The sequence below is a fragment of the Sorangium aterium genome (genome assembly GCF_028368935.1).
In the GTDB taxonomy this organism is placed as follows: domain Bacteria; phylum Myxococcota_A; class Polyangia; order Polyangiales; family Polyangiaceae; genus Sorangium; species Sorangium atrum.
This window is the reverse complement of record NZ_JAQNDK010000001.1, coordinates 503,664-526,848: the sequence shown is the minus strand read 5'-3', so window position 1 is coordinate 526,848 and position 23,185 is coordinate 503,664. Positions and strand designations below refer to the sequence as shown.

Genomic DNA, 23,185 nt, shown 5'->3' with positions numbered 1-23,185 from the left:
CCGCGAGGCGATCGCGCGTCGCCTGTCGCGGGCTGGCGGCCGAGGCCGTCTCGCGTCCTGCGCCGCTTGACCGGCGGCCTGTCTCCGGCCGAGAGTGCCAGCGTGCAGCGGTTGTTCCCCGCGCTCCTGGTCGCGCTTGCCGGCCTCATCGCTCCCGCCGGCGCTGCGTTCGCCGGGCCGGCGCAGGCCGCGTCCGCGCCCTCGCGGGTCGCGCCCGCAGCGTCGCAGGCCGCGCCCGCGCCCTCACAGGCCAGGCCCGTGGCGTCGCAGGTCGCTCCCGCGCCGTCGCAAGCCGCGTCCGCGCCGTCGCAGGTGGCCCCCGCGCCCTCACAGGCCAGGCCCGCGCCCTCGCACGCTTGGCCCGCGCCGTCGCAGGTGGCCCCCGCGCCCTCGCAGGCTTGGCCCGCGCCGTCGCAGGTGGCCCCCGCGCCCTCGCAGCTCGCGCCCCCGCAGGCCGCGTTCGAGCCCACGCAGCTCGCGCCCGCGCCGGCTTCCGTGCAGCCTCCGCTCGTCCAGGTCGTGCCATCGCCCGAGCCGGCCACGCCCGCGTCCGCGGAGGTCGTGCTGGCGCCCGCCCCGGTCGCGCGGCCTCCCGCGCCGCCGCCTGCGCCGGTCGCGCCGGCGTCCGCGTCGGTCGGGCCGCCGGCCCCGGCCGCTGACCAGGGCGAGCCGGTGGCTCCCGAGCCCCAGCCTTCGCCTCCCGTGGTCGAGCAGCCCGAGGCGCGCGTCGAGCTGCTCGGCAGGACGGTCTTCGCCCTCCGCGTGCACCGGGGCAGCCTCTCTCCCCCGGAGCGCGCCCGTGAGGCGGCGCGCGTGCTGGAGCGCGCCGCCCAGGAGAAGGCGGTCCCCGAGGTCCGCGTCGACGAGCAGGACGGCGTGGCGGTCGTCTACGTCGGCGACCGCCCGCTCGTCCACCTCGGCCCCGAGGACGCGGCGGCGGCGGGCCACACCACGGTCGCGGCCCACGCCGCCGCGGTCGCCGGCACGGTGCGCGACGTCCTCGCCAAGGAGCAAAGCCGGAGCCGCCTCGCGACGAGCGTCTTCTCGTTCTCGCTGCTCGTCTTCTCCGGGCTGATCGCGCTGCTCCTGCTCCGCAAGGTCGGCGAGCTCGTCGAGCGAGGGCACGCCTGGGTCGCCGAGCACCCGGAGCGGCTCCCGGCGCTCCACGTCCGCGGCATCGAGATGCTCCGGCCCGCCGCGTCGCAGGGCGCGCTCTCGGTCGCGCTCGGCGCCGCCGGCGTGCTCGTCCGGCTGGGCATCGCCTACATCTGGATCCTCTTCGCCCTCTCCCTGTTCGCCTCCACGCGCGGCACCAGCGAGAAGCTGACCGGCCTCGTGCTCGCGCCCATGTCGGAGCTCATGGGGCGCATCGCGCGGAGCGTCCCGGTGCTCGTGCTCGCGATCCTCGCGACGCTCGCGGTCGTCGTCCTCATCCGCTTCGTGGGGCTGTTCTTCGGGAGCGTGAGCCGGGGCGAGACGTCGCTCGGGTGGCTCCCGTCCGATCTCGCGGTCGCCACCGGCGTCCTCGTCCGCTTCGGCATCCTCGTGGCCGCGCTGCTCCTCGCGGCCCCGCTCATCACCGGCACCGACGAGGGGGCGCTCACGCGGATCGGCTTCGTCGTGCTCGCGGCGGCCGGGCTCGCCAGCGCCCCGCTCATCGCGTCGGCGGCCGTGGGCCTCTCGGTCATCTACGGGCGGCGCCTGCGCGTCGGCGACATCGCCGACGTGGGCGGCCGCGCCGGGCGGGTCCGCGAGCTGACGCTGATCGAGGCGCGCCTCGAGGACGAGGACGGCTGCGTCGTTCGCGTGCCGCACCTGCTCAGCCTGTTCCACCCGACGCGCATCCGCGGCCGCCCTCCGGTCGTGGCCGTCGAGATCAGCGTCGACCCCGCCGCCGATCTCGAGCGGGTGCGCGAGCTGCTCCTGAAGACGGGCTCGGGCCTCGGCAGCCGGGCCCGCGCCGCGCTCGTCGCGATCGACGAGGGGGGCGCTCATTTCCGGGCCACGATGGCCTGCGACGGCGACGACGTGCGCAGCCGCTGGCTCATCGCGGTGGCGCAGGCCCTCGTCACCGCGGAGATCCCGCTCGGGCGCGCGCCGGCGTCCTCCGGGGGCGCGCGGCGCGCCGCGCCCGCGCCGGTCGACCGGGGCGCCGCCTCGTGAACGCCGTCTGGCTCCTGATGGGGCTCCTCGTGCTGTCGTACCTCGGCAGCTCGCTCGTCAGCGGCCGCGTGCTCCGGGGCATCGGCCTCCCCTCCGGCGCCGAGTACGTCGTGCTCGGCTTCGTGCTGGGACCCTCGGCGCTCGGGCTGCTCGAGCCCTCGTCGCTCGCCGCGTTCGAGCCCGTGGCGGGCGTCGCGCTCGGCTGGCTCGCGCTCGTCGTCGGCCTCGACTTCGGCTTCGTCGGCAGCCGCCGCGTGCGGCCGTCCCGCATGGCGCTCTGCGTGCTCATGAGCCTCCTGACCGGCGGCGCGGTGGCCGCCGCGGTCTGGTTCGCGGCGGCGTACGGCGTTCCCTCGCTCGAGCGCGGCGACCGCGCGCTGCTCGCGGCGGGCGTGGGCGCCGTCTCCGCCGAGACGACGCGGCACGCGGTGCTGTGGGTCACGCAGCGCTACAGCGCGAGCGGCAAGCTCTCGGATCTCATCGCCGACATCGCCGACTGCGACGATCTCGGCCCGCTGCTCATGATGGGCGGCGCGTTCGCGCTCGTCCCGCAGGCGACGGCCCAGTGGCCGATCCCGTTCTGGGGGTGGACGGTCGTGACGGCGCTCATCGGCGTGGTGCTCGGGCTCATCGCGGTGGTGCTCCTCGGGAGCGATTTCCGCCTGATCCAGAGCTGGGGCGTGCTGCTCGGCACCTCGCTGTTGACGATGGGCACGAGCGCCCGGGTCGGCCTGTCGCCGCTCTTCGCGGCGTTCGCGATGGGCGTGACGATCGCCGCCATCTCGCGGCACCGCGACGAGATCGTCGCCATGGTCGCGCCGACCGAGCGGCCGGTCATCCTGCCGGCGCTCCTGCTCGCGGGCGCGCACGTGAACATGAAGGCGGCTCCGTTCCTGCCCTGGATCGTGGCGATCGCGCTCGGGGCGAGGCTCGTGGGCAAGCTCGCGACCGGGCTCGTCTTCCGCGTCGTGTCGCCCGACGCGCGCGAGACGTCGCCGTGGCTCGGCCTCGGGCTGCTCTCGTCCGGCGCGGTGGCGATGAGCGTCGGGCTCGCCTTCGCGCTGCGCTTCCCGGGCCCGGTCGGGCACACCGTCCTCTTCGCCGCGGCGGCCGCGGCCGTGTTCGGCGAGCTCGTCGGGCCGCAGGCGCTGCGCGCCACGCTCCGCAAGGCCGGCGAGCTCGCCGCGCCCGAGCGGGAGTCGCTCTTCTTCGGCCGCGGCCTGGGCCGCGCCGGGCGCGACGCCGCGCCGGGCGAGGGAGGCGAGAGGGGCGCCCCGCCGTCGCCCGCGGCGCAGCGTGGGGGAGGGATGAGGAATGAAGAGGTGTCACCGTGAGCGCCGCAGCACTCCCTGAGGTCGAGCCGGCCGCGCCCGCCGGCCCGGTCACGCCCGCCGGCCCGGCTGCGCCGGCCGATCCGGCTGCGCCCGCCGAGCAGCACGGCGTGCCCGCCGCGCGCCACCACGGGTCGGCCCCCAAGGGGCCGCTGAACCACCTCACGCACGCGGTCGCGCTCGTGATCCTGTTCGGGCTGCTCTACGCCACGACGCGCGCTGTCCCTCACGAACACGGGCCTGCAGGGGCCGTCGCTTCGATCGGCTTTCTCCTGCTCGCGGGCACGCTCGCGAGCGAGCTCGTCGAGCCGCTCCGCCTGCCGCACATCTCGGGCTACATCCTCGCGGGCATCATCGCCGGCCCGCACGTCCTGGGGCTCGTCGACCACCACGCGGTGGAGGAGATCTCGCGGGTCAACGCGCTGGCGCTGGCGCTCATCGCGCTCGCGGGCGGCGCCGAGCTTCGGATCGACGTCGTCAAGAAGAGCCTGAAGAGCATCCTCTTGCACAACGTCGTCCAGACGGCGCTCGTCTTCGTGGCGATGACGGGCGTCTTCTACGCGGCGCGCTCGCTGGTGCCGTTCGCGGCCGAGCTCTCGACCACGGCGGCGTTCGGCGTGGCCGTCCTGTGGGGCGTCATCGCGGTGACCCGCAGCCCCTCGGCCGTGCTCGGGATCCTCTCCCAGACGCGCGCGACCGGCCCCGTCGCGATGCACACGCTCGCGTTCGTGATGACGTCGGACATCATCGTCATCGTCGTGACGGCGGTCGCGCTCTCCACGGTGCGGCCGCTCCTCGAGCCGGGCACGACGATGTCGATGCACGAGATGGAGCTGCTCGGCCGCGAGATCCTGGGGAGCATCTCGATCGGCACGACGCTCGGCCTCGCGCTCGCGGCCTACATGCGGCTGATCGGCCGCCAGCTCATCCTGGTGTTCGTGGCGCTCGGCTTCGGCGCGACGGAGGTGCTGCGGTACCTCCGCTTCGACGCGCTGCTCGTCTTCGTGGTGGCCGGCTTCGTCGTGGCGAACCTGTCGAAGCAGGGCGAGAAGCTGGTGCACGCGGTCGAGGACGCGGCGAGCGTGGTGTTCGTGCTGTTCTTCGCGACGGCCGGCGCGCACCTCGACCTGCCGCTCTTGCGGCAGATGTGGCCCGTCGCGCTGCTCTTCGGCGCGTCGCGCGCCCTGGTGACGTGGGTCGCGAACCGCATCGGCAACCGGCTGGCGGACGATCCGCCGCTCTTGAGGAAGTGGTCGTGGTGCGGGCTGATCTCGCAGGCCGGGCTGACGCTCGGGATCAGCCTGACCATCGAGCGCGCGTTCCCGAGCCTCGGCGCCGGCTTCCGCGCGCTCGTCGTCGGGTGCGTGGCGCTGAACGAGGTGTTCGGCCCGATCCTCTTCAAGTACGCGCTCGACCGCGCCGGCGAGACGGCGGTCGAGGCCTCGCGCGGGTCGCTGCCGAACCTCGGGCGCCACGGGTGAGCCGCGGCCCGGTCACGGGGTGAAGCGGAGCGAGTAGCTCACCACGGTGGGGCCTTTCCTCGGCTTGAGGAAGTCGATCCGCTCGAAGACGCCGACCACGCATTGCGTGAACGCCTTGCCCTTGAGCGCCGTCCGGGGCTTGCGCACCTCGGCCTTGCCGCCGTCCCTCTCGATCCGGAGATCGATGCCGAAGTCGCCGCCCTTGGTCGGGTCCTCGGCGAGCGCGAAGCAGCGGCGGAACTCGTCGAAGTGGGGCGCGACCGAGCGCTTGATCGGCTCCTTGGTGAAGTCGTCGTGCGGGCCGCCGCCGATGTGCATGCCGATGTTGGCGACCTTGACCTTCGGGAGCGGCCCGGCGTCGGCCGGCGCCGCCGGATCGGGCGCGGCGCTGGCGGCAGGCTCGGCGCTGGCGGCGGACGCGGCGCTGGTGGCAGGCGCGGCGCTGGCGGCGGGGGCAGTGCTGGCGGCGGGGGCAGCGCTGGCGGTGGGCGCAGCGCTCGAGGCCGAAGCGGCGGGGTCGGGGGGAGTTGCCGGAGCGGCGGTCGCGGAGGCGGCCTGCGTCACTTCGGCCGGGGGCGCGGTGCGGGGCGAGCAGCTGGCGACAGCGGCAGAGAAGGCGAGGGGAGCGGAGAGCGCGAGGAGGAACGGAGCGGGACGGCGCATGATGGCGCGCGAATCTACACCGCGGCGCGCGCAGATCCAGGAAGCGGGGCGCTGCGCGGCCACCCCCGAGGCGACGAGAGCAAAGGCGCCCTGATCTCTCGTGGCGCCGAGGGGTGGTCAGTAGGGCCGGTCGCCGACGATCCCGGCGCGCTCCATCTTGCGCACCGCAGGCCAGTAATCCTGGACCGCGTAGTGCTGGGTGCAGCGGTTGTCCCAGAGCGCGACGCTGTTCTTCCTCCAGCGGAAGCGGACCTGGACCTCGGGGATCGCCGCCTGGCTGAGCAGGTAGCTCAGCAGGTGGCTCGCCCCGGGCGCGAAGTCCTGGCCGACGCGGACGTTGTCCGGCGTGTGGAAGTTGACGAAGTGCGTCGTGAAGCTGCTGACGAACAGGACTTTTTCGCCGGTCTCCGGGTGGGTGCGCACCACCGGGTGCTCCGCGTCGGGGTACCTCGCCTTGAGCGCGTGGCGCTCCGTCATCGGCAGGGCGGCGCCGAAGGTGGCCTCCATGCTGTGCCTGGCGCGCAGCCCGGCGATCTGCCGCTTGATGTGCTCGGGCAGGCGGCTGTACGCCTCGACCATGTTGACCCAGATGGTGTCGCCGCCGACGTCCGGCGTCTCCACGCAGCGCAGGACGCAGCCCATCGGCGGCGCTTCGCGCCATGTAGCGTCGCAATGATAGGAGTTCTCGTAGTGCTCCGGCGGGCTGTTCAGGTCCTTGTAGATGCGAACCAGCCCCGGATGATCGGGATCGCTGCCGGCGACGGGGTGGTCCTCGAGCTCGCCGAAGCGCCTCGCGAACGCGACGTGGTCGGCGCGGGTGATGTCCTGGTCGCGCAGGAAGAGGACCCGGTGCTTCAACAGCAGCGCCTTGATCTCGGCGAAGAGCGCGTCGTCGCGCGCGGCGTCGGCCAGGCTCACGTCGCGGAGCTCGGCGCCGATGGTGCAGGTGAGCGGCTCGACCTCGATGGATCCGCGCCTCACCGCGCGCGCGGCGCCCGAGCCGGCTGTCGCTGTGCTTGTCATGTCCGGTCCTCCTGGATGCACTGGCGTCGGCGCGCGATCTGCGGTCCCGACACGCGCTACACGACGAAGATCGACGAGCCCGTGGTCTTGCGCGACTCGAGGTCCCGGTGCGCCTGCGCCGCGTCCTCCAGCCTGTAGCGCTGGTTGATCTCGACCCGGATCCGCCCCGCGGCGACGTGGTCGAACAGCTCGCCCGCGAGCGCTCTCTTCTCCTCGGGATCGGCGATGTAGTCGGCGAGCGCCGGGCGCGTGACGAACACCGATCCTTTGGCCCCCAGCAGCGCCACGTCGAGCGGCGGCACCGGGCCCGAGGCCGCGCCCAGGCACACGAGCAGGCCGCGCCGCTTCAGCGAGCCGAGCGAGCCGGCGAACGTGTCCTTGCCGACGCCGTCGTAGGCGACCGACACGCCGGCCCCGCCCGTCAGATCGCGCACGCGCCTGGCCACGTCGCCGCGGCCATAAATGAGGATGTGATCGGCGCCGTGGGCGCGGGCGATCTCCCCCTTGGCCTCGGTCGACACCGCGCCGATCACCGTGAGCCCGAGGAGCTTCGCCCACTGCGACACGATCAGGCCCACGCCGCCCGCCGCCGCGTGCAGCAGGATGCTGTCGCCGGCCTTCAAAGGCCAGATGCGGCGCATCAGGTACGCCGCCGTGAGGCCCCGCATGGTCATCGCAGCGGCCGTCTCGTGGCTGATGCCCTCTGGCAGCCGGATCAGCGGTGCGGCGAGGACGATCCGCTCGGTGCAGTACGCCCCGAGCGTGTCCAGGAAGCCGGTGTATGTCACCCGGTCGCCCGGCGCGACGTTCGTGACGCCCTCGCCGACCGCCTCCACCACGCCGGAGGCCTCGACCCCGATGCCGCTGGGGAGCGGCACGGGATAGATCCCGGTGCGAAAGTAGGTATCGGCGAAGTTGAGCCCCACCGCGACGTGCCGGACCCGCGCCTGGCCGGGGCCCGGGCCGCCGGCGATGGCCTCCTCGCAGCGCAGGACCTCCGGCCCGCCGGTCTCGTGGAATCGGACTGCCTGTCCCATGAAACGTCCCCCCATTCCGCGCCGCCGCTCGCTCTCCCTCGTCCCCGGCGGCTCGGAACGCAAGGGCACGGCGTGGATGAGGACGGCGGAGGGGGCAGCTGCGCTACCCTTTGACCGGCTCGGCTCGCCCGACGGCTCTCTCTCTGCGGCCCCGTGTCGTGCCCGAGAGCGGCGCCTCGCGCAGGAGAGCTCTTTCCCGTGTCGCGCCGCTCGCGCCTAGGGCGCCGTCGCGTCCCTGCGCTTCTGCACGGCGTCGTTGTGGTCGTCCAGGCTCTCGCTGAACCGATGGCGACCGCCGCCCGCGGCCACGAAATAGAGGTACTTCGTCGCCGCGGGCGCCAGCACGGCCGCGATCGACGGCGCACCAGGGTTGGCGATCGGCCCGGGCGGCAGCCCCGGGTGCGCGTAGGTGCTGTAGCGGTTCTTCGGATCCCGCACCACGGCGGGCGTGGGCTTGCCGCTCCACTCTGCGCACGACGGCGCCTCCTCGGGCCAGGCGACGCAGCCGTAGAGCGCCGTCGCGTCGGACTGCAGCTTGCGAGAGCGGAAGCTCGGATCGAGGAGCCGGTTCAGGAACACGCTCGCGATGAGCGGCCGCTCCTCCTCGACGACGGCCTCCTTCTCGATGATGGAGGCCAGCGTGAGCACCTCGCGGCGACCCCAGCCGAGCGTCGCCTGGAGCGCCGCCAGCCCGTCCTTGCCCTGCGCCGCGAGCGCGCTCCACCGCCGGTCGGACTCGGCGACGAGGCGCCGCGCCACGTCGCGCGCGTCGGAGTCCAGCGCGAGCTCGTACGTCGCCGGGAAGAGGTACCCCTCCGCGCTCTCCGCGCCCACGGCGCCGCCGCGCTCGATGCCGAGCGCGTCGAGGAGCGCGCCGTCGGCGGTGGCCGCGAGGAACGTCTTCCGGCCGGCGATGCGCAGCTTCTCCAGCCGGGCGGCGATGTCGAAGCGGCTAAATCCCTCGGGGATCGTGAGCTTCGCCGTGGGGCGCCCCTCCGCACGCGTGAGCAGCTGCCGGAGCTCCCGCGGCGTCGCGCCCTCGAAGAGCAGGTGAGGGCCCGGCACGAACGCCTCGGTGCCGCCCGTCGCGCCGAGGTAGAGCGCCATGGCGCGCTCGCTCTCGACGAGCCCCTCGGCCGCGAGGAGCGCGGCCGCCTCGCCCGCGTCGAGCCCGTCCGGCCAGTTGATCTCCACGACGCGCCCCCGGTCCGGCGCCCTCGCGCGCCCGAAGCCGAACACCAGCGCGAGGAGCGCGGCGCACGCCGCCGCGACCACGCCCGCGAGCCCGAGGAGCAGCGCGCGCCCGCGCCCGGCCCGGGGCTGGGCGGGGCGCCGCGACGCCGGCGAGCGCTGCCCCGCGCCCCGCGCGCGCCGCGCGGGGGTTGTCTTCCGCGTGGACGACGGGTCGCGCGGCGGCGAGCCTTGCGCGCCGTCGCCACCCGTCCGGCGGTTTCCCGGCCGACTCGCCCTAGGTCGAACGCCCACCGCCGGGAGTCAAAACCCGAAAGCCCGACGCGTGTCAACGCCGTCAACGCCCCGCGTCGCTGCGGGGCAGCGGCTGGAGCGCGCGCTCAGGGTTGGGGCTGGAGCGCGCTCAGGGTTGGGGCTGGAGCGCGCCGTCTGCCTCGACCCGCGTCGGCGCGCGAGATCGAAGGCCCCCGCCTCGTTGCGGCGGACGGCGCTCTTGCCCTGGCGGGACTGCGCAGGGGCAGGCCGCGGCGCCGCTGCCGCTGGGGCCTGGCCTGCGTTGCCGTACCGGATCACGAAGCCGTCGCTCGTCCTCAGGCTGGTCAGCGACGTGCCACCGAAGCTCAAGGTGCCCGCGAAGCTCCCGTGATGAACACGCTCCACCGTGACATGTCACGGCTGCATCTGCGGAACACCACCGTGAGCTCCCACAGGTTACGAAGCACGCGACTTCTCCGCCGGCGCTGGCGCACGATCGTCATGTCCGCATGGCAGTGCCGGTCATATGGCCTTGCGATGAAATGTGGGGCCAGCGCCCCGCAGGCTGATGCCTGGTCTCAGCCTGCGGAGATCACCGCCGGATCTGCCGGATGCGCAAGAATCAAAATTGCTTGACAAGTTGTATGTATGTGACCAAGGATACAAACTGTTGACGTCCAGTCGTGTGCCTAGCGGTCTATCTGCGGTGCAGGGGTGTTGCGTCGATCGTGTCGCCGGTGTGGCGGTGATGTCCCGGGTTCACCCGAGAAGGAGCAGCGTATTATCATGCGAAAATCGTGGTTTGCTGAGCTGGTCAGTGTGGCGTCCGTGGTTTGTTTGAATGCCGGTTGCGGCACGCTACCCGATGGCGATGAGCCTCGCACCTCGGAGCCTGTCACCACCTCCCGGCAGCCGCTGGTTCACGGGTGGAGCAAGCGCTACGGCGACACCTCCTTTCAGTACGCCAGCAAGATCGCTGTGGACGGGTCCGATAACATCATCATCACCGCGTGCTCGGATGGGGCCATGGACTTCGGCGGTGGGCCGCTCGTCCCGACAGGATCCGAGTGCATGATTGCGAAGCTCGATGACAGCGGCGGCTATCTCTGGAGCCATATAATGCCGGCTATGGTCGTGAGGGACGTCGCTACGGACAGCGCGGGCAACGTCAACGTCATCGGCTCCGCCTACGACCCGACCTTCACCTTGGCCGACATCTTCATCAAGCAATTCGACGCCTCGGGCAACCTGGTGTGGAGTACTGGCTTCACCTCCAACCAATACGCCGAGGGAACGGCGATCGCGGTGGACTCCTCGGACAACGTGATCATCGCGGGGAACTATTGGGGTACCCTCACGTTCGGCAGCGACACCGGGACTAGCTCCTCCAATGAAGTCTTCCTGGCGAAGCTCGACAGCTCCGGGAGTCCCATCTTCGGGCGGTTCTTCGGCACCCCCTCGGCCGTTCACGACGGGGGGGCTTACGCTCTCGCGGTTGACGGCAACGACAACATCATCATCTCGGGGTGGTATGCCGGCAAGATGGACTTCGGCGGCGGGCCGACCGCTGCTACCACCTTCCCGGCTCTTTACAATGGCTACGTGGCCAGTTTCGACAGCTCCGGGACGTACCTGTGGGAAAGCGAGTTCGGCAATTCCGGAACTGTACTAGCCACGGACGTGGCGACCGACAGCCTCGGGAACGTGGTCGTCGTCGGTTCTTTCGACGGCGACATCGATATCGGCGGCAGCACGCTGACCAGCGCAGGGAACTCCGACATCTTCGTGGCGCAGCTCGACGACAGCGGCACGCATCTCTGGAACCACACGTTCGGCGACACGAACTCGGACGCGGCCAGCTCGGTGTCGATCAACGGCTCGGGGGACGTCTTCGTCGCCGGCGACATCGTGGGCGCGGTGGACTTCGGCGGCGGTACGCTGACCAGCGCAGGCAACAACGACGCGTTCGTGGCCCAGTTCGATGACAGCGGCACCCACATCTGGAGTGAAAGGTACGGCGATACGGACGTGCAGGGCGTCTCGTCCCTCAAGATCGACAGCAACGGGAACGCTGTCGTTGCGGGGTTGTTCTTCGGGTCAGTGAACTTCGGTGGCACGACATTGATCGATGCGGGGAGCGGAGACGTCTTCCTCGCCCAGCTCACTCCCTGAGGGCGTGCGCGGCATGCGCCGTTCGTCCCGAGCGGCGCGTCAGCGCGCGAGATCGAAGGCCTCCGCCTCGTTGCGGCGGACGGCGCTCTTGCCCTGGCGGGACTGCGCCGGGGCGGGCCGCGGCGCCGCTGCCGCCGGGGCCTGCGCGAAGCCACCCGGCTCCGCGGCGGCGGCGGCGGGCGGCGGCGTGGCGAACGTCGGCGGCGTGGCGAAGTCCGTGCCCGCCCGCTCCAGCGCGGCGAGCTGGCCCTCGAAATCGGACGCCACGTCCTTCGCGCGGTTCGCCGGGGCGCTGGCCTTCGCCTTGTCGGCCGCCTTCTTGAGCGACTCCTGCTGCGCGCCGAGCTTGCTGCGCGCCTCGTCGAGCCGCCCCTGCTCGAACAGGAAGTTGGCCTGCTTCAGCGCCGCCGCCGTCTCGCTGCGCTGCACGCGCCCCGCGACGAGCGCGTCGAGCTCGCTCGCGTCGGCGTCGCGGTCCGCGATCGCGACGCCGAGCCTGCCCACGCACCGGGCGTCGGTCCTGGCGACGAGGTCCCGGTAGGTGAGGCCCACGTCGGCGACGGGGGAGTCGCCGCGCGCGTCGCCGGCGAGGCCGCCGAGGCGCACCTTGAGCAGGACCGTCTTCACCTCCCCCGCCGCGAACGCGCCGAGCGGCACGATGACCTGACCGCCGGCCCGCCGGAACGAGCGATCGAAGACCCGGTCGAGCTCCACGCCGGGCGCGAGGTCGATCGCGAGCTCCGCGCCGCTCGCGACGGACGCCGTGAGCTGCTCGGCCTCCGCCTCGAAGATGCGCGCGAGCGCGGCGTCGTTCTCGACGAAGTAGTGCCGGCCGTTCGAGTCGAGCGCGATCGCCGACAGGATCTTCTCGTTGTAATCGACGTCGACCCCGATGGTCGTGATGGCGACGCCGCGATCGCGCGCCCGCTGCGCCATCGCGCGGAAGCCGGGGACGTCGCGGACCCCGTGGTTGGCGTCGCCGTCGCTGAGGACGAGCATCCGGCTCACGCCGCCGCTCGTCTGGCCGAGCAGCGAGAGGCCCTCCTCGATGCCGCACGAGATGCACGTGTCGCCGCCGAGCGAGATGCCGCGCACGCTCGCGAGGATGCGGCCGCGCGTGTCCGGCCCGACGGTGGTGGGCGGCACGACCACGCTGGTCCTCGTGTCGAAGGTGACCACCGACACGACGTCGCCGTCGTTCAGGCGGCTCACGGCCGTCGTCGCCGCCTGCACGGCGTTCGTGAGGCGGGTGCCCTTCATCGATCCGGAGCGATCGATGACCAGCGAGAGGTTCGCCTGCGCCTGCGACCTCGCGGGCGCCCCGTCGCCGCGGACCTCGAACATCAGGAACGTCTCCTGCGCCGAGCGAGGCAGGCGGGCGTGACCGACGCGCCCCTCCAGCATCAGCCGCGATCCGGTGGTGAAGCGGCTCGGATCGACCGCCGCCACGGCGCCGCCCGTCGCCTCGGGGACCTGGCGGGGCGGCTCGGTGATCACCTCGCGGACCGCCGTGACGGAGCTCCCGCCCCCGGACGGCGCCAGGGAGTAGACGGAGAGGCTCGTGAACATCATGCCGAGGGCGGAGAACAGGGCGACGTGGGTCGGCTTCATGGCTCCTCCAGAGAACGGCCTGGGCCCCCCGAGCTTACGACGGACTCACGGCGCGGGGACCGCGGGCGTGGTCCCTTGTACGTCGCCGAGCGCGGAACGATCTGACGGCTCTGCGGTCGGCCGGACGCCGGCGGCGCGGAGGGCGCTCCATGGCGGGATGCTCCCGATCAGGACCAGCACGGCGTCGCAGGGATGCGCCCGGGCCCCCGAGGGCGAAGCGAGGGTCGCCACGAGCGCGCCGCCCGGATCTAGGGCGAGGGCGGAGACGTCGGTCTCGAACAGGAGCGAGAGGCGGGACGCCGCTGCAAGCCTTCGTAACTCCTCGATATTTCGCGTCTTCCCGCGGCGGAACCCGGCGCCACGGTAGACGACGGTGACGTCGGTGGCCGGCTGGCGCGACAGCGCGATCGCGGCTTCCATGGCGACGTCGCCGAGGCCGACGATCAGCACGCGGCTGCCGGCGAGGCTCCGGGCGTCGGCGAGGTGGTAGTACACCCGACCTTCCACCTCGGCGGAGAGCTCGAACGGAAGCCGGCGTGGCGAGCCGCGCTGGCCGATGGCGAGCAGCACGCGCCGCGCGTGGCGCTCGGTGCGCGGTCCGCCCTCGCGCGGCTCGGTGACGACGACGAAGCCGGCCGTGGCCTTCGCCTCGGCGGGCGCGCCTCTGCCGGCCGTCGCGTCGACGGCGGGCGCGCCGGCGCCGGCCGCGCGGGCGACCGACACCATGCGGGTGTCCTGCAGGATCGGGAGCCGCTCCTTGCGCACGATGCGGAGCCAGTGGGAGAGCAGCTCTTCCTTGGTCGACTCCTTCAGCCACAGCTTCCCGGTCATCGGCAGGTCGAGCGGCTGATCGAAGACCAGCTTGCCGCGCGGGAAGCTCTGGATGCTCTGCGCCACGCTGCCCTGCTCGATCACCTCGAACGAGAGGCCGAGCTCCTTGGCGCGCAGCGCGGCGCTGATCCCGGCGGGCCCTGCGCCCACGATGATCAGGTCGAGCTCCTGACCGCTCGCGCCGCGCGGGCCGGCCTGCCGCAGGTCCTCCGCGATGCGCGTCGCGGCGTGCGCGCCCTGGTGGATGGCGTTCTTGATGAGCGGGAGCCCGGTGACGTCGCCGGCGAGGTGCAGGCCTGGCACATCGAGGCTGCCGAGGTCGTCGCCGAGGCGCGGGCGATCGGCGATCGGCGCGCCGCCCTCGATGGTGAGCGACCCGTTGGGGCAGCGCTGCTCGCACAGGGTGAGGCCGCAGCACGCCTCGGGGCGGGCCACGACCGCGACGTACTTCTCGACGGCGAGCACGTCGTACGGGCACGCGTCGACGCACGCGTAGCAGCCGAGGCAGGTGGTCGTGTCGATCCGGGGCAGGCGCACGCGCGCCGCGGGGCGGAGCATCGCGTCCTCGCCCCCGGCGTCGCGCGCCGATCGCCGCGCGCGGCGCGCGCGCAGCGCGTGGCCGCCGCGGGCGCCCGCGAACGCGAGGGCGGCGGCGGCGAGGCCTGCGCCCATCCAGAGCAGGGCGGGCGCGCCGGGCGTGGCGCCGGCCTTCACGAGGGGCAAGGCCGTGGCGGCGTCGCGCGCCGCATCCCAGGCGAGGGCGCGGTCCTCGGTGTGCTGCCCGCTGCAGACGCCGGCGGGACTGGTGCCGCCGCCTGCGCGACCGGCGTTGCGGCCGGCGGGGCTGGTGTCGCCGCCTGCGCGACCGGCGTTGCGGCCGGCGGGGCGTGTGTCGCCGCCTGCGCGGCCAGTCGCGGCGTCCTCGGGGAGGGCAGGGCGGTGCTCGTCGAAGCAGGTGATCGGACGCGCGTCGCCGAGCGGCGCCTGCGCCGCGACGAGGCAGCGCGCGATGGGATCCCGCGGCGCGGCGAGGTCGTGGCACGGCGCGCAGCTCCCGGCCGTGACGATCGCGACGGTGGCCGGCTGGCCCGGGCGGAAGGCCGACCTCGGGAGCTCGACCTCGGCGCCCGGCGCGAAGCGCACCGGCGGCCTCGCTGGATCGAACACGACGCCCTGATCGCCGCGGTGGATGGGGTGGCAGGTGGCGCAGCTCAGCGCGCCGCTCGCGAGCAGCTGCCTGTGGCTCCTGCGGGTGGAGCCGTGGGCGCCGTGGCACCCCACGCAGGCTTGATCGACGCGGGCGCCTGCAGCGGCTCCGCGCGAGGCCGCGGCTTCCCGCGCCGCGGCGGCCTCCTGCGGCGCGGAGGGCGCCTGCTCGGCGTGGCAGGACGCGCACGCGAGCTGCGCGCGCGCGTGGGGCAGCGAGAGCGGCCCCGGCGCCGCATGTCCCCCCGGCGGCGGGAAGAGCAGCGCCGCCGCGCCGGTCGCGACGGCGCCCGCGAGCGTGGCCGGCAGCACGCCCCGGAAGCGGGTGACGTCGGAGGTCGCCTCGGCGCGGCGCGCGGCGCGCCCCCGCATGACTTCCCGTGGCTGGGCGGCGCGCTGGCGCGGATCGGAGAGATCGGCGCGGTAGAGCGTCCTCGTGGGATCGTGAGGGCGCGCCGCGTCGTCCGCGCCGCCGGATGGCGGCGCCGCCGCCCGGCGGCCTCCGCCGGTCGGGCTAGAGGAGCGTGACATTCAATCGATAGAAGAAGGTCGCATCGGGGACGAGCGGCGCGGCGCGGAGCCTCACATAGTAAGTGCCCGCGGCGAGGTCGGTGAGCGAGGCGTAGGAGCAATAGCCGACCCCCGAATCGTCGTCGGACGCGAGCACGGTGGTCCCGTCATTGCCGAGAATCTCGATGTAGCTGTCGATCTGCCCCCTCAGGCAAGCCTCGGTATTGTTATCGCCGACGTTCACGTGCAGCGTCGAGCGAGGCCCCGGCACGCTCACGGCGATCACGTCGACGTCGCCTGCGGGCGAGATCTCCGCGAGCCACGAGGCGGCGTACGCGTCGGCCTGCGCGGGGGTGCCGTTGGGCTCCGTCTCGTCGAACTCGAAGCGGCAGCCGGCGCTGCACCCGTCGAGAGCGTCCGTGTTGCCGTCGTCGCACTGCTCTCCGGCGCTGATCGTGCCATCCCCGCACACCTCGTGGACGAGCGTCACGTCGAGGCGGTACGGGAACGTCGCCGCCCCGGAGCCGAGCACGGAGGAGACGCGAACATAGTAATCGCCCGCGGCGAGCGACGGCGCGACGGCGCGGGCGCAAAGGCCGTTGTCCCCGCGGTCGCGCCGCACGATCAGCCCGCCGCTCTCATCGAGGATCTCGATGACGCTGTCGATCCGGCCGGTCAGGCAGTCGGAGCTCGTGACGGCCGCGGTCTCCGCGATCAGGTCCGTCGGCCCGCTCGGCACGGTGACGCGCACGACATCGACGTCCACATCGTCATCGGTCGGGGCATGAATCGCGGCGAAGAACGGAACGGTGTAGGTGTTGGCGGTGGCGATGGTGTCGTTGGGCTCCACCTCGGTCGCCTCGAGCTGGCAGCTATCGCTGCAGCCGTCGTCCGGTTGACCGAGGGCGTTGTCGCACTGCTCCGTCGGATCCTGGATCCCGTCCCCGCAGGCGGTCTGTCGGCTCCGCACGCCGAGCTCGAACGCCCCTGCCTGGTCCGCGTCGGCTCCCGTGACGATCACATAGAACGCATCGCCCTCGCGAACCGGCACGGTCAGCCGGTTGTCGATCCCCGCGCCTATGCTGGGCATGCCGCATTCGACCCGGGTCGCGGGATCGTCGCAGGCGCTGCGCAGCTCGGCGACGAGCGGCGCGTCCGTGTGCGGGGTCAGCACCACGTCGAGGAACCCGGTTGTCGTCGCGGTGAACGTGTAGGCGACGCCCGGGCTCTCCAGCGAGCAGCTGCTCTGGACGGCCGCGTGGCCGCTGGTGTTGCCGGTCGCGGCCCCGGGATCCGCGAGCGCCACGGGCGCGGCGCACATGTCCGCGCAGGCCTCGTCGCACTCCGGATCGTCGCAGTCGACGGCGCCGTCGCCGTCGTTGTCCCGCCCGTCCTGGCACACCTCGACGCCCGAGCAGCCCGAGGCGTCGGGGATGCACTCGGGGCTGCACCGGACCTCGCCGGCATCGAAGCCGAGGCTCTGGCAGGTCGTGCCCCCGAGGTCGGGTCCGTCGCACGCCTCGCCCTGCTCGGCGACGCCGTTCCCGCAGTCGCCCGGCGGGGCGCCCCCGCTGCCCCCGCCGCCGTCGCCGCCTCCAGCCGTGCCGGCCCCGCTCGAGAGCCCCGGGGGCCTCGGCCGCCCGGCCTCGTCATCGCCGCCGCACGCCGCGACCACCCCTGCCGCGCACAAGAGCGCGGCTGCCATGGTGCTTCGGCTCATTCTGTATCCGGACATGAATAGGTGATCTCCCAGTCCTGCACCTGAACGCCGCCCCCTCCGCTGCTCGTCGGATTGAGCCTCATCCGGACATCGAGGTACTCCGTTCGAGCGTCCGGCAACTCTTGCAGCACGTCGAAGAGATCGACCGCGCACGGCGGCGCCGAGGTCTCATCGCAGATCCGGGTGTCGGTCGGCGCAGCGTGGGCGGTCGCGGCGAGCCTGACGGTCGCCGAGGCGAGGTCGGCGGGGTCATCCGCCGCTCTCACGAAGAACTCGACGCTCGAGTCGCCCGGGGTCGTCGTCCTGTACCTGAGGTATCCCCACTGGGTCTTGGTCCCGGGCGGACAGACGCCGTGGTACTGCTCCCAGTTCGTGGTGATGGCCGTGACGCTCGTCGTCGTGCACGGCACGATGGCCCGGACCTTCCCGCCCGGGTTCGCGCGGATGTTGGTGCAGGTCTGCGGGCAGAGCTTCACGTTCGTGTTCCCGGACTCGAAGTACCAGCCCGTACCGCAGCTGCCGATCCCGGCCCGGGGCGTGAGCGTCGTCTCCACGCCGGCGGCGGTCTCGTAGACGACGGACACCGACGCGGGATCCGAGACGCCCGCGGTCGGGACGGTGACGTCGCAGGGCAGCGCCTCTCCGCGGATCGAGACGAGCGCATTGAGGAGGGTGGTCTGCAAGCCCGCGCCGGCGTTGAGGTTGAACGCCTGTCCACCGCCTTGATCCGCGATGGAGTTGATGATCTCCGTGTTCGAGTTGCCGAAGCCCACCGCGTGCACGCGGACGCCGTAATTTGCGAACGCGTTTCGCGCCAGGGCCCCGATGTGGTTGGGGACGGTGTCGCAGTCCGACGGGATGCCGTCGGTCACGAGCACGACCGCGACCTCCTCCTCGGGATGGGCGTTCTTGTAGTTGATCGCCCAGGTCGTGGCGCCTTGCAGCGCCGGGTACATGGGCGTATCGCCGTTGGTGCTGGGGCCGGGGAAGAGCGCGTTGACGAGCGCGTTCTCTTGCTGATCCCACGGCGCGGGGTCCTCGGTCAGCCGCCGGGCCGCTGTGCCGTCGAACGGGATGAGCGCATTCCTGCAGCCGTCTCCGAGGGGGACGCCGCAGGAGGAGCCGTCGCAGTTGCCCGGATTGTTGTGCGGCCAGAACCGCAAGGCGACGCCGAGCCCGGCCGACGCCGGATCCTGGAAGAAAGCCTTGAGCGCGTTCCTCGCCGGGTCCCACCGCAGGGCGCTGACGTCCGCCCCCGCCAGCGTTTGCCGCATCGAGTTGGAGCGATCGAGCGCCACGAACAGGGTGACCGGCCTGACCAGCGACACGCTGGCCGTGGCGATGCAGGCGGGGGACTCGCACATGGCCGATTGATAGATGCTCCCGTTGTTGCCGCACCGGCACTCGGCGATATGCCCAGCGCCAGGGGGATTGACGACGAGCTCCATCCCCGCGGTGAGGCCGGTGCAGCCGGCCACGCTGATGCACTCGCCAGGGGCGATCGGCTGCGTCGTCGTGCAGGCGGGGGTGCCGCCGCTCGGGCTGCACGCGTTCAGGATCCGGTTCGGGGCGGAGGACGGAATCTGGTTTGCGCCCGCAGGATAACGGTGGATGTTGATGCCTGCGGGGGCCGCCGTGGTGCCACGGTTGCAGACCGGGACCGTCCCGCCGCAGGGCACGCCGATCGTGAGGTCCGGGAGGGCGCACGTGGGGTCCGTCTCGTTCGGCATGTACGACTTGCAGAGGCCTTTTTGAGGGCAGGTCTCGCCGCAGACGCTCTCCACGAGGTCGACGCAGCTCTGTGTCCACTCGCCCGTCGGCGAGCAGCAGCTCGCGCCCTGCACCGTCGCGCAGATGCTCTGCACGCACGGATTGCACGACGCAACGAGCCGTTCGCCGGTGTAACACTTGTCGTGCGCGCAGCCGGGATCGGTGTCGCAGGTGGAGCCGCACAGCGACCCGGCCAGGGCAACGCAGCTCGCGTCCCATTTCGGCGCGATCGTGCTGCACGTCTTGCCACCGCACTCCGTGGCGACATAGCCCGCGCAGGTCGCGCTCCACGTCCCGGTGCAGCGGCCGGTCCCCAACACGATGGTTCCAGTGGGACACATCATGGCGGAGGGCCCCATGGTGGGCCAGGTGCAGCGGCCTGGGGCGACGCAATTGCTGTACGGCCCGATGGCGTTCGTGCAGTCCATCGTCGTAGCGCACGTGATATCGCAGCAGCGCGGATGGTTCGCGCAGATGGTCTGGACGCACGCGTCGCCGCAGGTCGTGGTCATGTTGCTCGCGACGCCGGGGGTGTCCACGCAGGCGTCGTGTCCGCAGTCGGCCGGTATGGTCGTATAGGTGCAGCAGTTCGGGTTCGCGGCGCAGACCTTCTTGGCGCACCCGCTGCAGTTCTCCAGCAGCGACACGCCGGTCCCGCACGGATCGTGAACGCACGCGCCCCGCGCGGGGTCGTCGCAGTGCTGGTCGAACTGGCAGTCTTCGCTGGTCGTGCACGGCTGGCGCGTGCCCTGCCGCGCCACGTTATCGGGCAGCTCGTTGATGTCGCCGACCGACCACGTGTACGTCGGGCCGGTCCCCCCGAGGCTGATGGGCCCCCCGTCCGGCGTCTCCTCGAACGACTGGCACGTCGGATCGCACGGGTTGGTCGCGCACAGGCCGCCGTCGGAGGCATCGGAGTTGGCGAGCGGGTGGGGATACCCGCTCTCACCGCCCCCTTGCGGCGCCGAGCCGGACGGCGATCTCCGCATCGTCATCGTCCCGTCACAGCTGCCGTAACGCCCGTTCTCGCAGCGCCGGATCCCGTCGAGGCACGTCAGCACGCCTTCGTGCTCGCCGACGGTGACGTGACACTCGATCTCTTCGCCGTCGACGCACGGGTCGCCCGTTCCTGGCCCACCGTCGGGCCAGTCCGTCCCCCCTTGCGGCGGCTCACCGGCGTTGTTGCCTCCATGGCACGAACCGGCGATGAGGGCCGACGCGGTAAGCAACGTCACGAGCAGCAGCGCTCTCGGCGCCCACGCGCTGGCGGAGCCTGATCGGGAGAGCGCTCCCATCCACTTGGTCGAAGGACCAGCCATCGGCTTCTCTACCTTCCACTAGGGTGCTGTCGGGAAAATTGTACCTGGGCGCAGAAGGCAAAGTCCAGGCCTCTCGCCTGCGCGTTGCGTGATGCGCGAAAAGCGGTCGCGGCGCACACGTGCGCGCGTCGCCGCCGGCATCCCCGCGCCGGCAGAGACGCGCGCGGCGCACAAAGAAATGCCATGCCTCGCAACCATTTCATAGCGAGTCCGGGATATCTCGGCGCTCCGTCGCACGCCGCGGCGGCGGTGTGGGGCGGCGTGCGCGAGCTCCCGGTCCGGTGCGCGCTCATCGAGGCACGCTCAGCGCCGTGATCGCGTGGAGCACGAGCAGCGCCGCGGCGACGCCGAAGGTGATGATGTGCGCCGGCAGCCCTCCGCGGAGCGCGGCGAGGAGCGCGCGCTGGGCCGGGAGCGCGCGCAGCTCCACGGCGAGGCGGATGAGCTCCGCCAGGCCGGCGAGCCGCTCCGCGCCGCGCCCTTCGAGGACCGCGTCGACGCGGGCGCGCAGCGCGCGCTCCTCCTCGCGCAGGCCGCGCCCCGAGGCGAGCAGCACGAGCGGGCCGAGGGGGCTCTGCAGGTAGGGCACGAGGATCTTCTCGACGATCTTCTTGACCAGGTCGCTGCGCCCGCTCACTTCGCGGTAGAAGCGGTCGAGCAGCTCGCGCCTGGCGGCGCTGAAATCCTCGGGCAGCGCGGCGGTGCGCTCGATCCGGGCGAGGCGCCGAGGCGCGAGCCGGTACGCGATCGCCGTGAAGGCGCCGGCCGCCGCAGTGGCCCAGAACACGAGGTGCAGCGCCGCGCCCAGCGTCGGGCGGCCGGACCGGGGCCACGGCGCGTGCGCGAGCGCGAGGCCGGCCGTGACGAGGCCGATGGCGAGGTGCCCGGTCAGCTGCGGGCGGAGGCGGCTCTTCACCAGCGCGGCATCGCCGCCCTCCTCGGCCGCGCCGCCGCGCCGCCTGGGCCGCATCCACGCCCATCGCCCGGCGCGCTTGGGGACCGCGTAGAGCAGGAGCAGCGCCATGCCCACCGCGGCCGCGACGCCCGCCGAGAAGGCGGCGCCCTCGCCCGGGCGCGCGCCGCCGCGCGCGTGCGCCGACAGCCCCGCCGCCCCGAGCCCGGCCGCCGCGAGCGCGCTGCCAGCGACGACCGCCGCGCCGCTCCGTGGCGCGGCGGAGCGCTCCTGTTCGCGCCGTGCCCCGCCGAGCAGGTCGCGCACGTCGGCGATCTCCTCCGCAGGGTTGACGCGGAAAATCGAGCCTGTGGGACAGGCCTTCACGCACGCGGGGCCATCGTAGTCGCGGCAGAGATCGCACTTCACGGCGATTTCCGTGAAGTCTGCGCCTCGCGGGCGCGGCGCGGCCGCGGGGCGCGGCGCCATCGCGATGTTCTCCCACGGGCACGCCTTTGCGCAGGCGCCGCAGCCGGTGCAGAGCGCGTCCCGGATGAACACCTCTCCCCCGGTGTCCTTGCCGATCGCGCCGGTGGGACACTCGATCATGCAGGCGGGGCTCTCGCAGTGCTGGCACGAGTTCGGCAGGAGGAGGCTGCGCGGCGCCTCCTTCCGCGCGGCCGGTTCCGCGTCGTCCACCCGCGCGCGCACCTTGTCTCCGCGGCGCACGAGCCGTGAGACCCCGTGCACGTCGGCGCACGACCACGCGCAGTGTCCGCAGCGGGCGCACGTCTCGAGATCGATGACCAGGAGCGACCGCGCGACCTGAAGGCGATAGAGGTCCCTGAAGATGTGCGCCGTGTGATTGCGCGCATGGCCGGCGATGACCGCCTCCTGCCTTTCGTGGTGCTCGCCGGTGATGCGCCGGAGTCGGGGGATCAGATCAGGGTGCTTCCGCGCGAGCGCGGCGAACGTCTTCGACGGCACGGACAGGAGCGCCGTGGCGCCGCTGGCCACGGCGCTCGCCGCCCGGCAGCGGTTCTCGTCGAGCTCGACGTCACCAAAGAAATCACCTCGGGTGAGGTACGCGCGCACATGAATCCGATCTCCGTCCTCGGTCTGAATTTGCACCATCCCCTCGGCGATGAGCCACAGCTCGGCGGCCGGATCGCCTGTGCGATAGATGGCCTGACCCCGCTCGAAGCGCCGATGACTCGTTGCGTCAAGCAGAATTTCGACGTCCTCCGAGTCCAGGTCACGCGTGAAGGCGAGGGTGCTGAGGAGGTCGCGTGTCGCGCTCCTCCGCAGCGCGCGCTCGAGCCTCTCGGCGATCTCGGCCTTGCCGGAGCGGCCGGCGGCGCGGCGGAACAGGTGGACCGGGATCTCGGCGAGCACGCTGGTGGCGAGCGCGACTGCGGTGGTCCTGCGCGACATCCCCACGACCGCCTCCTCGCCGACGACGTCGCCCGCGGCCGCGGTGCGCACCTCGGTATCGCGATCGTCTCCGCGGCGTGTCGCGCGCAGGGCGACGCGCCCGGACGCGACCACGAAGAAGGCGTCGCCGGCGTCGCCCGCGCGATAGGCGACCTCGTCCGGCGACAGGGAGCGGAGCCGCCCCGCTCCGGAGATCTCGCGCCGGGCGCGCTCGTCGAGCCCTCGCAGCAAGGGGGCGTCGAACACCGCCGGCGGCCACGGCTGGGGGCGGTCAGACCCGGCGTCGCGCGCGCCGCCGCGGGTGTGGTCCGATGAGGGCATCAGCAGGTCTCCTGGTCGAAGCACGCAGGCCGCCGCTCCTCCCGACCCGCCCTCGCCGTGCGATCACGGCCCGTGCCGCCCCGCGGAGCGAGGTCGACGGGAACCCAGCAAGGGGCGCAAGGCGTGCAAGCGGCGCAAGGCGTGCAAGCGGCGCAAGGAACACAACCGGCGCGAAGAACGCGGGCGCGGGTGCCGACGCGGAGGAGCAGACGAGGCCGGCGTGTCATGGCGTCGGATACCGTCGCTCCACACCGT

Annotated in this window: 13 protein-coding genes; 4 read left to right on the top strand and 9 right to left on the bottom strand. The window is 72.9% G+C overall.

Annotated features, from left to right (window positions below):
• The first annotated feature begins 102 nt into the window (after positions 1-102).
• The 3 genes from POL72_RS01740 to POL72_RS01730 are packed head-to-tail and all read left to right on the top strand — an operon-like array spanning position 103 to position 4,975.
• Entirely contained in the window at positions 103-2,163 is a 2,061-nt protein-coding gene (locus POL72_RS01740; protein ID WP_272093215.1) for a DUF8459 domain-containing protein, read from the top strand.
• Positions 2,160-3,497 carry a cation:proton antiporter gene (locus POL72_RS01735; protein WP_272093213.1) on the top strand — a complete coding sequence of 446 codons (1,338 nt, stop codon included), beginning with the start codon at positions 2,160-2,162 and terminating at the stop codon, positions 3,495-3,497. Before POL72_RS01740 ends, POL72_RS01735 begins: the two co-directional genes overlap by 4 nt.
• On the top strand, positions 3,494-4,975 hold the full coding sequence (locus tag POL72_RS01730) for a cation:proton antiporter (RefSeq protein ID WP_272093211.1): 1,482 nt from the start codon (positions 3,494-3,496) through the stop codon (positions 4,973-4,975). Before POL72_RS01735 ends, POL72_RS01730 begins: the two co-directional genes overlap by 4 nt.
• A gap of 12 nt (positions 4,976-4,987) precedes the next feature.
• Here POL72_RS01730 and POL72_RS01725 read toward each other — a convergent pair whose 3' ends face one another.
• The 4 genes from POL72_RS01725 to mltG all read right to left on the bottom strand — a co-directional run bounded on the left by POL72_RS01725 (position 4,988) and on the right by mltG (position 9,183).
• Entirely contained in the window at positions 4,988-5,638 is a 651-nt protein-coding gene (locus POL72_RS01725) for a hypothetical protein (protein WP_272093210.1), read from the bottom strand.
• 117 nt (positions 5,639-5,755) lie between these two features.
• On the bottom strand, positions 5,756-6,661 hold the full coding sequence (locus POL72_RS01720) for a TauD/TfdA dioxygenase family protein (RefSeq protein ID WP_272093209.1): 906 nt from the start codon (positions 6,659-6,661) through the stop codon (positions 5,756-5,758).
• Between the two features lie 56 nt (positions 6,662-6,717).
• Entirely contained in the window at positions 6,718-7,698 is a 981-nt protein-coding gene (locus POL72_RS01715; RefSeq protein WP_272093208.1) for a quinone oxidoreductase family protein, read from the bottom strand.
• Positions 7,699-7,914: 216 nt separating this feature from the next.
• Entirely contained in the window at positions 7,915-9,183 is a 1,269-nt protein-coding gene (gene mltG, locus POL72_RS01710) for an endolytic transglycosylase MltG (RefSeq protein WP_272093206.1), read from the bottom strand.
• Positions 9,184-9,930: 747 nt separating this feature from the next.
• Here mltG and POL72_RS01705 point away from each other — a divergent pair.
• A complete protein-coding gene (locus POL72_RS01705; RefSeq protein ID WP_272093205.1) occupies positions 9,931-11,316 on the top strand; it encodes an NHL repeat-containing protein in 1,386 nt (461 codons plus the stop codon).
• A gap of 39 nt (positions 11,317-11,355) precedes the next feature.
• Here POL72_RS01705 and POL72_RS01700 read toward each other — a convergent pair whose 3' ends face one another.
• The 5 genes from POL72_RS01700 to POL72_RS01680 form a co-directional block, all read right to left on the bottom strand.
• The gene (locus POL72_RS01700; RefSeq protein WP_272093203.1) at positions 11,356-12,927 is read right to left on the bottom strand and encodes a vWA domain-containing protein; all 1,572 of its coding nucleotides are present in this window, start codon (positions 12,925-12,927) and stop codon (positions 11,356-11,358) included.
• A gap of 45 nt (positions 12,928-12,972) precedes the next feature.
• The gene (locus POL72_RS01695; RefSeq protein WP_272093202.1) at positions 12,973-15,495 is read right to left on the bottom strand and encodes an NAD(P)-binding domain-containing protein; all 2,523 of its coding nucleotides are present in this window, start codon (positions 15,493-15,495) and stop codon (positions 12,973-12,975) included.
• Positions 15,479-17,194: a pre-peptidase C-terminal domain-containing protein gene (locus tag POL72_RS01690; protein WP_272093200.1), complete on the bottom strand. Its 1,716-nt coding sequence runs from the start codon at positions 17,192-17,194 to the stop codon at positions 15,479-15,481. The genes POL72_RS01695 and POL72_RS01690 overlap by 17 nt, the downstream gene beginning before the upstream one ends.
• Positions 17,191-20,283 (bottom strand): vWA domain-containing protein, encoded by a 3,093-nt coding sequence (locus tag POL72_RS01685; RefSeq protein WP_272093198.1) that lies wholly within the window; start codon positions 20,281-20,283, stop codon positions 17,191-17,193. Before POL72_RS01685 ends, POL72_RS01690 begins: the two co-directional genes overlap by 4 nt.
• 289 nt (positions 20,284-20,572) lie before the next feature.
• On the bottom strand, positions 20,573-22,930 hold the full coding sequence (locus POL72_RS01680) for a cyclic nucleotide-binding domain-containing protein (RefSeq protein WP_272093196.1): 2,358 nt from the start codon (positions 22,928-22,930) through the stop codon (positions 20,573-20,575).
• Between the last annotated feature and the right edge of the window lie 255 nt (positions 22,931-23,185).